This window comes from Nocardia aurantia, from assembly GCF_009604425.1.
GTDB lineage: Bacteria > Actinomycetota > Actinomycetes > Mycobacteriales > Mycobacteriaceae > Nocardia > Nocardia aurantia.
This window is the reverse complement of sequence record NZ_WEGI01000006.1, coordinates 217,860-232,351: the sequence shown is the minus strand read 5'-3', so window position 1 is coordinate 232,351 and position 14,492 is coordinate 217,860. Positions and strand designations below refer to the sequence as shown.

Annotated in this window: 12 protein-coding genes; 5 read left to right on the top strand and 7 right to left on the bottom strand. The window is 70.3% G+C overall.

Features of this window, described 5'->3' with window-relative positions:
- The first annotated feature begins 32 nt into the window (after positions 1–32).
- Positions 33–1,286 carry a hypothetical protein gene (locus NRB56_RS15125; RefSeq protein WP_153342588.1) on the top strand — a complete coding sequence of 418 codons (1,254 nt, stop codon included), beginning with the start codon at positions 33–35 and terminating at the stop codon, positions 1,284–1,286.
- Positions 1,287–1,380: 94 nt separating this feature from the next.
- Here NRB56_RS15125 and NRB56_RS15120 read toward each other — a convergent pair whose 3' ends face one another.
- The 4 genes from NRB56_RS15120 to NRB56_RS15105 form a co-directional block, all read right to left on the bottom strand.
- On the bottom strand, positions 1,381–2,592 hold the full coding sequence (locus NRB56_RS15120) for an amidohydrolase family protein (protein ID WP_153342586.1): 1,212 nt from the start codon (positions 2,590–2,592) through the stop codon (positions 1,381–1,383).
- 722 nt (positions 2,593–3,314) lie between these two features.
- Complete coding sequence (locus NRB56_RS15115) at positions 3,315–4,439, bottom strand: hypothetical protein (RefSeq protein ID WP_153342584.1); 1,125 nt, start codon at positions 4,437–4,439, stop codon at positions 3,315–3,317.
- A gap of 149 nt (positions 4,440–4,588) precedes the next feature.
- A complete protein-coding gene (locus NRB56_RS15110; RefSeq protein WP_153342582.1) occupies positions 4,589–5,218 on the bottom strand; it encodes a hypothetical protein in 630 nt (209 codons plus the stop codon).
- Between the two features lie 448 nt (positions 5,219–5,666).
- The gene (locus tag NRB56_RS15105; RefSeq protein WP_153342580.1) at positions 5,667–6,506 is read right to left on the bottom strand and encodes an SDR family oxidoreductase; all 840 of its coding nucleotides are present in this window, start codon (positions 6,504–6,506) and stop codon (positions 5,667–5,669) included.
- Between the two features lie 86 nt (positions 6,507–6,592).
- Here NRB56_RS15105 and NRB56_RS15100 point away from each other — a divergent pair, with 86 nt between their 5' ends.
- Positions 6,593–7,066: a MarR family winged helix-turn-helix transcriptional regulator gene (locus NRB56_RS15100; RefSeq protein WP_319943027.1), complete on the top strand. Its 474-nt coding sequence runs from the start codon at positions 6,593–6,595 to the stop codon at positions 7,064–7,066.
- Positions 7,067–7,156: 90 nt separating this feature from the next.
- Here NRB56_RS15100 and NRB56_RS15095 read toward each other — a convergent pair whose 3' ends face one another.
- A complete protein-coding gene (locus tag NRB56_RS15095; protein WP_153343046.1) occupies positions 7,157–7,918 on the bottom strand; it encodes a 3-hydroxyacyl-CoA dehydrogenase in 762 nt (253 codons plus the stop codon).
- Between the two features lie 456 nt (positions 7,919–8,374).
- Between NRB56_RS15095 and NRB56_RS15090 the strand changes: the two genes are divergently transcribed.
- Both NRB56_RS15090 and NRB56_RS15085 read left to right on the top strand, forming a co-directional pair.
- Positions 8,375–10,003: an alpha/beta fold hydrolase gene (locus NRB56_RS15090; RefSeq protein ID WP_153342579.1), complete on the top strand. Its 1,629-nt coding sequence runs from the start codon at positions 8,375–8,377 to the stop codon at positions 10,001–10,003.
- 245 nt (positions 10,004–10,248) lie between these two features.
- Entirely contained in the window at positions 10,249–11,376 is a 1,128-nt protein-coding gene (locus NRB56_RS15085; protein WP_153342577.1) for an NDMA-dependent alcohol dehydrogenase, read from the top strand.
- A gap of 42 nt (positions 11,377–11,418) precedes the next feature.
- Here the strand turns inward: NRB56_RS15085 and NRB56_RS15080 are convergent, their stop codons facing one another.
- Positions 11,419–12,399, bottom strand: a complete 981-nt coding sequence (locus tag NRB56_RS15080; protein WP_319943026.1) for an aldo/keto reductase — start codon at positions 12,397–12,399, stop codon at positions 11,419–11,421.
- A gap of 22 nt (positions 12,400–12,421) precedes the next feature.
- A complete protein-coding gene (locus NRB56_RS15075; RefSeq protein ID WP_153342575.1) occupies positions 12,422–13,438 on the bottom strand; it encodes a zinc-dependent alcohol dehydrogenase family protein in 1,017 nt (338 codons plus the stop codon).
- Positions 13,439–13,619: 181 nt separating this feature from the next.
- Here NRB56_RS15075 and NRB56_RS15070 point away from each other — a divergent pair, with 181 nt between their 5' ends.
- Complete coding sequence (locus NRB56_RS15070; protein ID WP_153342573.1) at positions 13,620–14,459, top strand: LLM class F420-dependent oxidoreductase; 840 nt, start codon at positions 13,620–13,622, stop codon at positions 14,457–14,459.
- Positions 14,460–14,492 lie beyond the last annotated feature (33 nt).

The following is a 14,492-nucleotide window of genomic DNA, read 5'->3' as shown; positions in this document are numbered from 1 at the left end:
CGGCAGCCGCGCAGCAGAGGAGGATCAGGCGCGTGCGAGACGTCCTGAACGCAGTGTTGAGCGTCGGTGTCACCGTCGCCGCGGTCACCGGGGTCGGTATCGGCGCGACCGCCGCGGCCGGCGAACCGGCCGCACCTCCGGCCGGGCAGTGCGCCTGGCAGGGTGAATTGTCGCCGCGCACGATCGGGCAGGTGAACTTCGCGCTGCCCGATACCGGTGCGTGGTACTGGATCATGCCCTACGAGGTGCGGCCCGGGACGACGATCACGCTGACCGGGCAGTTCCCGCGGGCGCGATACATGTCGTTCAACACCTACGACGGCAGGTTCAGCAGCTTCACGACCGGCGGAGTCGCTTCCGCGTTGCCCGACTACCGGATCGCACCGGATCCGGGCACCGACAACCCGTGGCAGCATCCGGGCGGCGCCGGAACCTACACGGTGAACGTCACCACCGATCCGAATGCGCCCAACGCGCTGGCTTTGTCGCCCGCCGGCGCGACCAGCGGCCGGGGCTACCTCATCTTTCGCGAGTATCTGCCCGCCGGTGACGCCGCGTCGGTGCGCCCGCCCGAGGTGCGGATCAGTGATGGCGCCGGAACCCGCACGCTCGCATCGTGTGTCGGCGACGGGAACGGACTGCTGGGCACCGTCACGTCGGCGCTCGGCGAGGTCGGTATCAGCCGGCGCGACAAGTCCTCCGGCACAACGGAATTCCGGCGGGCCAGTGGCGCGGGCGCATTTCCCAACGTCGACAACGCCTATCTGGCCGCCACCTTCACGCCCGCCGCCGACGGCCGGGTGATGGTCGTGCGCGGCCGGGCGCCGAAGACACCCGGCGGAACCGAGCCGGTGGTGTGGCCGCCCACATCCGGCGCCGAGGTCCGGTACTTCTCGTTCTGTACCAATCTCGCGGTGCTGCCCGGACCGGTCGTGGTGGACACCGCCGCCGACGGGGCGATCGACAACGGCTGCCGCACCGACGAACAGACCGTGCTCGACGCGGCCGGCGACTACACCTACGTGGTGGGCACCGAGGCACAGCGCGCCGAGATCGAGGCCATCCCCGGCGCGACGTTCGTGCCGACGTCGAGCCGGCACCCGTCCACGCCCGAGGCGATGCTGATCCGGAACATGCTGCCTACCGGTGAGTTCCCGCACGCGGTGCAGAACGTGCCGGTCGACGGCACGTCCGAGGAGGCCGCCGCGGTCATGGGGCCGTACTACCCGCACGCCACCCTGTGCACGATCGCCGCCGTGCGGGACGGCAGCTGCCCGGGCGCGTGACCCGCGTGCCGTCGCCGGGCGGCCGTGCCGATCACGGCTGCCCGGCCACGGCTGCCCGGCGGCCGGCGCGTCAGTGTGCCGGAACGGCGGGCCGTCAGTGTGCCGGAATGGCGGGCCAGGCGTCGCCCTGCGGAAGCGGGTGGCGGAAGATCCGGGCGGCATTGCCGCCCGCCATGGCCATGGCCTCGTGCTGCGGGATGTCGGCGAACCGCTTGCGCAGCAACTGCTGTGAGTTCGGCCAGGTCGAATCGGCGTGCGGGAAGTCGGTTTCGAACATGATGTGATCGACGCCGATCATGTGCCGCTGATCGAGCGTGCCCGGGTCGTCGAGCATGCAGAAATAGAAGTTGCGCCGCAACGCCTCGCTCGGGGTCACGTCGTACGGCCACGAATCGGTGCCCGCGCCCGAATGTTCCAGCACGTAGTCCAGGCGGTTGATCGCCATCGGCACCCAGCCGATGCCGCCCTCGCTGAGCGCGATCTTCAGATCGGGATACCGCGCCGGGATGCCCGCCCAGACCCAGTCGATCGCGGCGCAGAAGGCGCCGGCCGGGAACAGCGAGGTCTGCACGTTCAGCCCGCCGCCCGGCGAACCCTGCAACACGAAACCGCTTGCGCCGCAATGCAGGGACAGAACCGTCTCGGTCTCCTCGCAGGCCTTGAAGAACGGTTCCCAGTGCTTGTGGTCGGTGATCGGCGGCAGCTTGAGCAGATGCGGCGATTCCAGGAACGACACCGACGTGAAGCCGAGTTCGGCGTTGCGGCGCACTTCTTCGCCCGCGAGCACCGGATCCTTGAACCACGGCAACTGCATCGGGATGAACCGCTCCGGATACGCGCCGTGCCATTCCTCGAGCATCCAGCTGTTCCAGGCCCGGACCGCGGCGAGCCCGACCTCGGTGTCGTTGTTCATCGACAGCACCCGGCCGGTGAAACCCCAAGCGCCGGAAGGGAAGCACAGCGACGCCCAGATGCCGTCCACATCCATGTCCCGGACCCGCGCATGCACATCCCATGCGGCGCGGCGCATCTCGTCGAAGTTGAGCGGGTCGAGGCTCCACTCGGACTGCGGGCGCCCGGCCACCACGCTCATCCCGTTGTCGCGATAGAGCCGGTCCCGGTAGACCCACGCCTCCGAGCCGTCGGGCGTCGTGATGACCTGCGGCGCCCGGTCCCGCAGCTTCGCCGGGAAACGTTTCACGAAGATGTCGGCGGGCTCGGTGAGATGGTCGTCCACCGAGATGATCGAGTAACTACGCTCCTGCGGTTCCGGATCCGGAAGCAGTTGCCAGTTCGGCCTCGGCATCGTGCGCTCTCCTCTGTCTGATCCCGGCCCTCGGTCGTCGCAGCCCCGGTCCGGTACCGGCGGCGGGCCTTGTACCCCTCCAACTTCTCAGTAAGCGCTCACTTATGCAAGACGGTGCGGGGAGGCGGTTTCGCAGGGGTTCGGATTCGCGGCCGGCGCGCGCAGCCGGGGAAGCGGCCGACATCGTGTCGGCCGGAGCCGGCCCGAAGCGGCCAGTGCCGGCCCGAGGCGGCCAGCCAGCGCCCGAGCGGGCAGCCCAGGTCGGCGCTTGGTGCGTGGGGGATTCGGGTCGATCTGGTCACGGTGGCGGGCTCGGTCGGCGCTTGGTGCGTGGGGGATTCGGGTCGATCTAGCCATGGTGGCGGGCTCGGTCGGCACCTGGTGTGCGAGGGATCGGGTCGATTCGGCCGCGGTGGCGGGCTCGGTTGGCGCCTGGTGTGCGGGGATTCGGGTCGATGTGGCCGCGGTGGCAGGCTCGGTCGGCACCTTGTGCGCGTGGGATTCAGGTCGATTCGGCCGCGGTGGCGGGCTCGGTTGGCGCCTTGTGCGTGGGGAATTCGGGTCGATCTGGCCGCAGTGGCAGGCCCGGTCGGCACCTGGTGTGCGAGGGAATCAGGTCGATTCGGCCGCGATAGCCGGAGATGGATCGTGGCTCGATCCAGAAGCGGACACGAGCTGGGCGGTCGCGGCCACGCGGCAGGTCGCCAGTGGCCGGATCATCGTCACCCGGCGGACAATTGCCGCCGGGTTCGCTCGGCGCGCTGCTCCAGGCCGGCCAATCGCTGTCGGCTGCGGCGCAGCGTCTCGCGGGCGGTGCGTTCGGCGGCAGCGGTGAAACGCCGCCGATCCTCCGCCCTGGTCAGTTCGGCACGGAGGTCGGTGATCCGGGATTCTGCCCCGGCCAGTTCGGCGGCGGCCGCGTCGTGCACGGATTCGGCGGAAGTGACAGCGGCACGGGCGGTTTCGATATCGGCGGCCAATCGTTCGAGCTCCCGCCGCGCTTCTTCCTGTGGATCAGGCCGGGACGCCCGCTCCTTGCGGCCGCGTCTCGCTGGCCTCGCCGTCGTCTCGGCCTTCGCGACCCCGGTGGCCTCCGCGACGCCGGCGGGTTCCGTGATCCCGGTGGCCTTCGTGACCCCGGTGGTCTCGGTGGCCCCGGTGGTCTCGGTGGCCCCGGTGGCCTTCGCAACCCCGGTGGCCCTCGCAACCCCGGTGGCCTTCGTGATCCCGGCTGGTTGCGCGGCCTCGGCGTCCCCCGCAACCCCGGCCCCCGCGCCCTCGGCGGCCTTCGCGGCCTTGGTGGCCCCCGTGCCCCCGGCGGCCCCGGCGGGTTCCGCGGGGATGGCGGCGTCGGCGGGGACGGCGGTGAGACCCGCCGGGCCGAACCCCTCGTAGCTCGCTGCGGCGGTGAGTGTCCCGCTGCGGACTCGCTCCGCGACCTCGGGGTCGGCGAGGGCCGCGTTCAGCGTGCTGCTGACATCCCGTAACACGGCTTCGCTCGATCGCGGCCCGGCCGCTGAGGCGAGCTCGGCGGCCTTGCGGGTGAGCGCGTTGATCACCTGTTGCCGCTGGGTGGTGAGGGTGCGTAACCGCTCACCCGACAGCCGTCGCTGCGCGTCGCGCAACGCGTCTCCCAGTTGCAGCAGCGCGCCGACCGCGTCGCTGTCCGCGCGGGCCAGCAGATTCACCGCCCAGGCCGCCACGGTCGGCCGCCGCAATTCGCCGATCGCCGCCGCCAGCGTCCTGTCCCCGGCGTCCCGTGCCTGCTTCGCTCGCTCGGTGCGCGTGGCGACGAACTCCGCGGGCGGTATCCCGTAGAGCTCGGCCGCGACCTCGTCGAGCGTCATGATGCCCTCAGCGTACGACCACCGCTCGGACGGTGGTGCCGACCAGTTGCCACCGGTCGGCTTCGCCGGAGCGACGGACGTGTCCTGCGGTCGGCGTCCCCGGTCACCGTGCCCGTACCTCGGCCGGTCCCGAGGCCGGGTCGGGGGTGCTACTCCAGGAGGGGGAGCCGGCCGGCGCCGGTGATCATGTCCAGGAGACAAGTCGGCCGGTGTCGGTGATCATGCTCACCGCGCGCACCGACGACGTGTCCGCGCCAGGCGTCCGGCGACAACGACTCGGCCCGCCCGCGCGCTGATCCGGCATTGCCATCCCCACGCCACGCCACCGGCATCGCCATCGCCACGGGCACCGGCATCGCCATCGCTACGGGCACCGGCATCGCCACCGGCATCGCCACAGCCACCGGCATAGCCACAGCCACCCGCCACCGGCAGCGGCACCGCCACGCCACCGGCATCGCCACAGCCACAGCCACAGCCACCGCCACCCGGCAGCGGCAGCGGCACCGCCACGCCACCGGCACTGGCACCGGCACTGGCACCGGCAGCGCCATCGCCACTGGCATCGCCACGCCACCGCCGCCACCGCCACGCCACCGCCAGCGGCACCGCCACACTACCGGCATCGCCATCGCCACGGGCGCCGGCGCCGGCATCGCCACGCCACCGGCATCGCCATCGCTACGGGCACCGGCATCGCCACCGGCACCGGCATCGCCCCGCCACGCCACCGCCACCGGCATCGCCACAGCCACCGGCAGCGGCAGCGGCACCGCCACGCCACCGGCATCGCCATCGCTACGGGCACCGCCATCGCCATCGCCACCGGCACCGGCATCGCCCCGCCACCGGCATCGCCACAGCCACCGGCATAGCCACAGCCACAGCCACCCGCCACCGGCAGCGGCACCGCCACGCCACCGGCACTGGCACCGGCACCGGCACCGGCAGCGCCATCGCCACTGGCATCGCCACGCCACCGCCGCCACCGCCACGCCGCCGCCAGCGGCACCGCCACACCACCGGCATCGCCACCGGCACCGGACGACGCGTCTACTGCGGCCGAACATGATGCGGCGCAGTCGGTCTCATCGCGGCGGCGGGCGGGGTGGATCCTGTGCCCGCAACCCGGTTCGGCGCACGAAAGTGCCGGGGCCGGAGATCGATTCGGGCAGCGCGCCCGAACGGCATTGCCGTGGAATCGGTCTCCGGTGAGTGATCGGTCGATCAGGCCAGGAAGGAATCCCGGTGTGCTCGAACCCATTCGGCGAATGGGCGTGGCGGGTGGCCGGTGATCCGCTCGACGGCGTTGGTCACGAGTGGGGCGGTGGTGACCGCGGTGGCGGCGATGTCGAGCAGGACCTCGAGGACGGGCTCGGGTAGGGCGGGCGGCCGCGCGGCGAGAGCGGCGGTGCGGTCGAGTTCGTCGATCGGGATCGGGCGGCCGATCGCGTCGGCGACGACGGCGACCGCGTCCCGGAGGCGGAGGATCGCCGGGCCGGTGAGGACGTGCCAGCGGGCCCGATGGGTTTCGCCGGTCAGCAGGGCGGCGGCGACCTCGGCGACGTCTTCGATGTGGATCGGGTTGATCTGCGAGTCCGGGTAGGCGATGCCGAGGCGTTGCCGTTCCCGGATCTGCGGGGCCCAGTCACGACGCGCGTTGGTGGCCAGCCAGCTCGGATACAGGATGGTGGCGGGCACGCCGCACCGCTGTACCCGCTCCTCGGCGGCGCGGTGGACGAGGCCGATCATGCGGTCGTGCTCGCCGGCCTCGAAGGAGGCCGGCGACGACAGCAAGACGAGGTGCCGCACGCCGTGATCCCGTGCGGCGGCGAGGAAGCGCTCGGAATTTCCCCTGGTGGGGTACAGGAATACGGTGTCGACGCCGGTGAGCGCGGCATCGGCCGTGTGAGGGTCGTCGATGTCCAGTTCCACGAGTTCCACGCCCGGTACCGGCGGGCCGTCGAGGCGGCGGGCGGCACCCCGCACCTCGTGCCCGGCGGCGGTCAGCAGCCCGGCGACCCGGGCGCCGATGTTGCCACGGACGCCGGTTACGAGAATGGCCATGTCACTCCTGCCGGGACGAATCGGCCGGGCCGACTCTGAGCACAACAAAATAACTTTGTAAACAAAGGTATTTGGAGGGTGGTGCGGTGTCAACCAATGCCGGGATCCGGAAGGACGGCGACGACGACCTGGATCGGTCGGTCCGGGATCTGCTGTTGCTGATGCCGCAGATCATGGGCCGGGTCAAGCGCCTGCCGGTGCCCCCGGACCTGCGGGACATGGAGTTGACGCCGCGGCATCTGTCGCTGTTGTCGCTGCTGCTGTTCGACGGGTCGATGACGGTCAACGAGCTGGCCGGCCGGCTGGGTGTGGCGCCGACGACGGCGAGCCTGATGATCGGCGACCTCAGTCGCAAGGGCATTCTCACCCGGCAGGAGAACGACGCCGATCGGCGGCAGAAGATCATCGGCATCGCCGAGGGGCACCGCGGGGCGATCGAGACGTGGCTCGCGCCCGGCGCCCGGGCATGGCATCGGGTGCTGGCACCGCTCAGCGCCGCGGAACGTCGCCTGTTCGTCGACACCATGGTGGCGTATCACGAAGCGACCCAAGACGTTTGATCGCCGGGCCGGGAACGGGACGGGCGGCCGTGGGATGTCCACGGCCGCCCGTCCGGTAGCGGCGGAGTAGGGGCCGCGAGGCCCGGTCCGTCAGCGCGGGGCCATGCGGATGGCGCCGTCGAGGCGGATGGTCTCGCCGTTGAGCATCGGGTTCTCCACGATGTGGCGGGCCAGGGCGCCGTATTCGACCGGGTCGCCGAGCCGGGACGGGTGCGGCACCTGGGCGCCGAGCGAGGCGACGGCCTCGTCGGGCAGGGACGCGAACAGCGGGGTGTGGAACAGGCCCGGCGCGATGGTGACCACGCGGATCTTCAGGCTCGCGAGATCGCGCGCGACCGGCAGGGTCAGGCCGACGATGCCGCCCTTGGACGCGGAGTACGCGGCCTGGCCGATCTGGCCGTCGAAGGCCGCGACCGACGCGGTGTTGATGATCACGCCGCGCTCCTCGCCCACCGGCTCGGTCGCCGAAATGCGCTCGGCGGCAAGGCGGATGACGTTGAACGTGCCGATCAGGTTGACGTTCACCACGCGGGTGAAGTCCGCCAGCGGGAACGCGCCCTGCTTGCCGACGGTCTTGATCGCGTTGCCGATGCCGGCGCAGTTGACCGCGATGCGCAGCGGGCCCAGCTCGGCGGCGGCGTCGAGCGCCGCGGTGATCTGCTCCTCGTTGGTCACGTCGGCGGGGGTGAAGATCACGCCGTCGCCCAGTTCCTTCGCGATCGTCTCGCCCGCCGAGGACGGCAGGTCGACGATCGCCACCTTCACGCCATGGGTGTGCAGCTCGCGAACGGTGGCCAGGCCCAGGCCCGAGGCGCCACCGGTCACCAGTGCGACCGCGCCGTTGAGTTCCATGGTCATTTCCTCCTCTGTGTGATCGGCCGGTGAGAGTTCGCCCGCCGCGGAGGCCACTCGCTCATCGACCGGCTGCCTGGGAGATTAGCGGCTACTTAGCGATCGTTAGATACACTGTGATCCATCTCTCTGTTCCCGGAAATCCGGGACACCGGGCCCGGCGGCGGGGGTTGTGCCGGGCGTCCCCGGGCTCGTGCCGGGCGGCAGGGGTCGTACCGGCGATCGGGGCATCGCGACCGCGATCGCAGCGGATCCGATGAACACTGTCCGGTTTGAAAATGGTTATGTAGCAAGATCGTTCGCGCCATTGGGCCCGTACGGACATCGGGAACACGGTACGATCATCCGTACGCGGGGTGCTCGAATTCGCTCGGTACTCTGCCCCGCGCTATCTGCCTTTCGTCGCGAATCCATTCTGTGGCAACGGAATACCTGCATTTTCGAAAGGACGAGATCATGTCCGAATACCGTCCGCTGCGCCTGCTCGCCCCCGATCAGGAGGTCGACGCCCGCGCCATCGTGCACGATCTGCTCACCGGCGACCCCACCGGAGTTCCTGCCTATCTGGCCGAGGACATCGCGGCTCTCCGCTCCCAGAGCCGGTTCGGTGCGGTGCTGATACCGGGCGCCGAGGGTGTCCTGCTGGATGCCATGGCCGCCTGGCCCCTCGTCGCGGGCCCGCATCCGGTGGTGGTGCTGCCCGCCGGCCTCGATCCCGCGGGCTGGAAGATGTACTCCGGGGCGCTGATCCGGCTGCTGCTGCGCGGATACGCGGTCGTCGCCTACACCGAACGCGGACTGCCGGGCTCGGAAGGCGAACTGACCGTGGCCGGTCCGGAGGATGTCGCCGACGCCCGGTGCGTGATCGACTGGGCGCTGGCACATCCCGAACTCGACGCGGATCCCGAGCGGATCGGCATGGTGGGGCTTTCCTACGGCTCCGGCATCAGCCAGTTGGTCGCTCAGGTCGATGATCGGGTGAAAGCCGTTGTCGCCCTGAGTACCTGGGCCGATCTCGCGGAATCGCTGCTGTACGACGACACCCGGCACATCCTGGCGGCCCGGACGCTGGCCTCGATCAGCGAGCATCCCAGCGCCGAATTGACGGCGGTGCTGGCCGATTTCGAGGCGAACACGAATCTGCCGGCGGTGCGCGCCTACGCGCGACCGAGATCGCCCGCCGCGGTGCCGGTCGGGCAGCGGCGGCCGGTGCCGACCTTCTTCACCAGCTACTGGCACGAGACGATCTTCCCGCAGAACCAATTGCTGGACTATTTCAGCGAATTCCCCGGTCCCAAGCGCCTCGACCTCGCGGTCGGTGACCACGGCGCGGTCGAGATCCCGGGCATGATCCTCGGCGTCTACACCCGGACCAGCGAAGCGGCCTACGACTGGCTGGACCGCTTCGTGCGCGGCATCGACAACGGGATCGACCGCGACGGCGTGGTGCACACCGAGACCATGTACAGCTTCACGATGGCCACGGCGCCGGATCTGGCATCCTGGGCCCAGCCGTCGCGCACCTACCACTTGGCGGCCCCCGCCGGCGGATCCGTCGACGGCACACTGGTTCTCCAGCCGCCGGGCGAACTCCGGCAGGCCATCCGCGCGGGCGATCCACACGTCCAGGCCGCGCAGCAACTGGTCTTCGACGGCTTCCTGGAACGGCTGCTGATGCCGGTCCGGCAGAAGTTCGCCGAGGTGGACCGGGCCACCGCCGCGGTCTGGGCCACCCCGAACCCGTTCCTGAAACCCCAGCACATCGCCGGTTTCCCCGAATTCCACGTCACCGTCACCCCGTCCACCGACGTGGCCACGGTCGTCGCGTACCTCTTCGACCTCAACCCGCTCACCGGTAACCTCCGCATCGTCACGCACGCGGCCACCACGGTGCACAATTCCGGGCCCGGGCAGCCCGCCACGATCGCCCTGCGGCTCCAGGCCACCGACTACCGAATACCGCTCGGCCACAAGCTCGTCGCGATCCTCGCCACCGAGGACCCGCTCTACGCGACCGAGACCGCACCCGACAGCACAGTGACACTGCAGGGCCCGGGCCGCCTGGAGATTCCCATCGCTCCCTGAGGCATGCCTCGCCGGAACCCGACCGCGACGGGTTCCGGTCGCCCGTGATCCGCTGCCGGTGGGCCGTGTTCGAACGGGTCGCCGGTGAACCGGCGCCGAGCGCGAAAATCTGTTCCCGGTGAGTGGAATCGGATCGCCGCAACCGATCTGCGCCGGACCGTACCAGCGTAATATCTGGGTGCGCGCAGCCCTGCACCCTGTGGAGATACCGGTGGTAGCGGTCGGTGCCGGAAAGAGAGCAGACGATGAAGTCCAAGGGCGCACTCATCTGGGAATTCGATCAGCCGTGGCAGATCGAGGAGATCGAGATCGGCGATCCCCGCCGGCACGAGGTGAAAGTCCAGCTGGAAGCATCCGGCATGTGCCACTCCGATCATCATCTGGTCACCGGTGGCATCCCGATGGCGGGTTTCCCGGTGCTCGGCGGCCACGAGGGCGCCGGGATCGTCGTGGAGATCGGGGAGGGTGTCGAGGACATCGCCGTCGGCGACCACGTGGTGCTGTCGTTCATCCCCTCCTGCGGAAAGTGCCCCTCCTGCCAGGCCGGGCTGCGCAACCTGTGCGACCTCGGAGCGCTGCTGCTGGCCGGAACCTCGGTGTCGGACGGATCGCACCGGGTCACGGCCCGCGGTCAGGACGTCTACCCGATGACCCTGCTGGGCACCTTCGCCCCGTACACCGTGGTGCACGAGAGTTCGGTGGTGAAGATCGACCCGTCCATTCCGTTCGAGGTCGCCTGCCTGGTCGGCTGCGGTGTGACCACGGGCTACGGCTCGGCGGTCCGCTCCGCCGACATCAGGCCCGGGGAGGACGTCGCGATCATCGGCCTCGGCGGGGTCGGCATCTCCGCCCTGCAGGGCGCGGTGCATGCCGGCGCCCGGCACATCTTCGCCGTCGACCCGGTGCCGTGGAAGCGGGAACAGGCCCTGAAATTCGGTGCGACCCATGCCTTCACGACGATCGAGGAGGCGACCGGCGCGGCCGCGGAGATCACGGCGGGCGGTATGGCGAAGAAGGTGATCGTCACCGTCGGGCACGCGCGCGGCGAGGATGTCGACAGCTGGCTCGGTATCACCGCCAAGGGTGGCACCTGCGTCGTCACCGCCATGGGCAGCCTGATGGACAATCAGGCCACGCTCAACCTGTCGATGCTGACGCTGATGCAGAAGAACCTGCAGGGCACCATCTTCGGCGGCGGCAACCCGCACTACGACATTCCGCACCTGCTGTCGATGTACCGGGTCGGCAAGCTCAACCTCGACGACATGGTGACCCGGCAGTACCGCCTCGACCAGATCAACGACGGTTACCGGGACATGTTGGAGGGCCGCAACATTCGCGGCATCATCCGCTACACCGACGCCGACCGCTGAGCCGGGCCGGCGGCGCCCGCCGGGGCGCCGCCGGCCACCGGATCAGCGTTCGATCATGCGCATCTGGGCCTCGTTGTGGTGATCACCCGCGGGCGGCGTGAGGCTGTCCAGGCGAGTGAGTTGCTCGGGGGTGAGGGTGAGGTCGGCGGCGGCGGCGTTCTCCTCCAGGCGGGACACGCGTTTGGTGCCCGGGATGGGCACGATGTCGTCGCCGCGGGACAGCAGCCAGGCGAGCGCGATCTGCGCGGGGGTGACGCCGGCATCGGTGGCGATCTGCCGGACCTCTTCGGCGAGACGGAGATTGGTGGTGAAGTTGTCGCCGGTGAAGCGGGGATTGGACTTACGGTTGTCGGTCGCGTCGAAGTCGTCGGTCGAATGGATCGTGCCGGTGAGGAATCCGCGGCCCAGCGGGGAGTAGGCGACGAAGCCGATGCCGAGTTCCCGTAGCACGGGCAGGGTTTCGGGTTCGGGGTCGCGGGTCCACAGCGAGTATTCCGATTGCAGCGCGGTGATCGGGTGGATCGCGTGGGCGCGGCGGATGGTGTTCGGGCCCGCCTCCGACAGGCCGATGTGGCGGATCTTGCCGGCGGCGACCAGGTCCGCGAGGGCGCCGACGGTGTCCTCGATCGGGGTGGCCGGGTCGACGCGGTGCTGGTAGTAGAGGTCGATGTAGTCGGTGCCCAGCCGGCTCAGGGAGCCGTCGACGGCCGCGCGGACACTCGCCGGGCTGCTGTCGAGGACGCCGGCGTCGCGGCCGGTGTGGGAGATCATGCCGAATTTGGTGGCGAGCACCGCCTCGTCGCGCCGGCCGCGCAGCGCCCGGCCGACCAGCTCCTCGTTGCGGTACGGGCCGTAGACCTCGGCGGTGTCGATCAGCGTGACACCCAGATCGAGGGCGCGGTGAATGGTGCGGACCGATTCGGCGTCGTCGCTGCCGGCGCCGGTGTAGGCGAACGACATTCCCATCGTGCCGAGCCCGAGGCGGGAAACCTCCAGTCGGCCACCGAGTTTCACATTCTTCACGGCGAAGGGATCCTTTCTCGGGTCAGGGGAGCAGGAGGGTCTTGATCGCGCGGCGTTCGTCCATGGCACGGTAGCCCTCGGCGACCCGGTCGAGGGGGAGCGTGAGGTCGAACACCTTGCCGGGGTCGATGCGGCCGCCGAGGACCCTCTCGATGAGGTCGGGCAGGAACCGCCGCACCGGCGCCGCGCCGCCGCGCAGCGCGATGTGGGAGCGGAACAGTTCCGTGGCCGGGAAGTCCGCGCCGTGCGGGACGCCGACGAAACCGACGCGGCCACCGGCGCGGGCGGCGTGCCGGGCCTGGGCGAGGGATTCGCCGGTGCCGACGCATTCCAGCACCGCGTCGGCGCCGACGCCGCCGGTCAGGTCCTTGATCATCGCGACGCCGTCGTCGCCGCGTTCGGTGACCAGGTCGGTGGCGCCGAAGTCCAGGGCCAGTTTCTGCCGGGACTCGTGGCGGCTCATGGCGATGACGCGTTCGGCGCCGAGTTCCTTCGCGGCCAGGACCGCGCACAGTCCGACGGCGCCGTCGCCGACCACGACCGCGGTGTCGCCGGGCCGCACGTCGGCGGCGACGGCGGCGTACCAGCCGGTGCCCATCACATCCGACAGGGCCAGCAGCGCCGGAATCATTGCGCTGTCGGGATGCTCGGGCAGCGCGATGAGCGTGCCGTCGGCCAGCGGAATGCGGACGGCCTCGGCCTGGCAGGTGTTGAAGAAGCCGCCGTGCACACAGGTGGACTGGTACCCGTAGCGGCAGTTGGGACAGGTGTTGTCCGAGTAGGCGAACCCGCCGACGACGAATTGACCCGGTCGTACGGTGGTGACGGCGTCGCCGACCTCCTCGACGACACCGACGTATTCGTGGCCCATCGTCAGCGGCCCGGTGACGTCGTTGATGCCGCGGTAGTTCCACAGGTCGGAGCCGCAGACGCAGGTCGCGACGGTGCGGATGATCGCGTCGGTGGGCTGTTCGAGGCGTGGATCGGGACGGTCCTCGAAGCGGATGTCGCCGGGGGCGTGCAGAACGGTGCCTCGCATATATCTCCTGTTCGAGGGCTCGGTGCGCTGTGTCCAGCAAACCGCGTGCTCGCCGGACGGGGGAGTCCCTGTTGTTCCGGGTACCGGCAGAACCCCCCGACCAGCGGCGACACGCTGCCGTAGCGGGCGGGCGGCGGTGTGTGGCCCGGCCCGGCGAGGCGCCGCCGCCTAGGCTGTGCGGATGCGCTTCGGTTTCAAGACATCGCCGCAGAATACGACATGGGCGGACATGCTGGCCGTGTGGCGGGAGGCCGACGGGATCGAGATCTTCGAATCCGGTTGGAATTTCGACCACTTCTACCCGATCTTCTCCGATCCGACCGGCCCCTGTATGGAGGGGTGGGTGACCCTGACCGCGCTGGCGCAGGCCACGAGCCGGTTGCGGCTGGGGACGCTGGTCACGGGCGTCCACTACCGGCATCCGGCGGTGCTGGCGAATATGGCGTCCACCCTGGACATCGTCTCGGGCGGCCGGCTCGAGCTGGGGATCGGCGCGGGCTGGAACGAGGAGGAGTCCGGCGCCTACGGCATCGAACTCGGCAGCCTGCGCGACCGCAGCGATCGGTTCGAGGAGGCGTGCGAGGTGCTCGTCGGACTGCTGAGCGAGCCGACCACCACTTTCGAGGGCCGGTTCTATCAGCTGACCGAGGCCCGCAACGAGCCGAAGGGGCCGCAGCGGCCGCATCCGCCGATCTGCATCGGTGGCAGCGGTGAGAAGCGGACCCTGCGCACGGCGGCCCGGTTCGCGCAGCACTGGAACTTCGTGGGCGGCACCGCGGCCGAGTTCGCGCGCAAACGCGATGTGCTGCACCAGCATTGCGCCGATGTGGGCCGTGACCCGGCGGAGATCACACTGTCCAGCCACATCCGGTTGGGCGAGGACGGCGAGATCGGCCCGGCGCTGGAACAGATCGCGGCGCTGGGGGCCGAGGGCCTGGATCTGGCGATTGTCTATCTGGCGCCGCCGCACAGCCCGGACGTGCTCGCCCCGCTCGCCGAGGGCCTGGCGACCCTGGCCTGACCGGTCAGGCGGGCGGAGCTCGAGGTCTGACCC

Coding starts and splice junctions, on each gene's coding strand:
- NRB56_RS15120 (WP_153342586.1), bottom strand. CDS start 2,592: ATGCCGAGGCCGAACTGGCAACTGCTTCCGGATCCGGAACCGCAGGAG.
- NRB56_RS15115 (WP_153342584.1), bottom strand. CDS start 4,439: ATGACGCTCGACGAGGTCGCGGCCGAGCTCTACGGGATACCGCCCGCG.
- NRB56_RS15105 (WP_153342580.1), bottom strand. CDS start 6,506: ATGGCCATTCTCGTAACCGGCGTCCGTGGCAACATCGGCGCCCGGGTC.
- NRB56_RS15095 (WP_153343046.1), bottom strand. CDS start 7,918: ATGGAACTCAACGGCGCGGTCGCACTGGTGACCGGTGGCGCCTCGGGC.
- NRB56_RS15090 (WP_153342579.1), top strand. CDS start 8,375: ATGTCCGAATACCGTCCGCTGCGCCTGCTCGCCCCCGATCAGGAGGTC.
- NRB56_RS15085 (WP_153342577.1), top strand. CDS start 10,249: ATGAAGTCCAAGGGCGCACTCATCTGGGAATTCGATCAGCCGTGGCAG.
- NRB56_RS15075 (WP_153342575.1), bottom strand. CDS start 13,438: ATGCGAGGCACCGTTCTGCACGCCCCCGGCGACATCCGCTTCGAGGAC.
- NRB56_RS15070 (WP_153342573.1), top strand. CDS start 13,620: ATGCGCTTCGGTTTCAAGACATCGCCGCAGAATACGACATGGGCGGAC.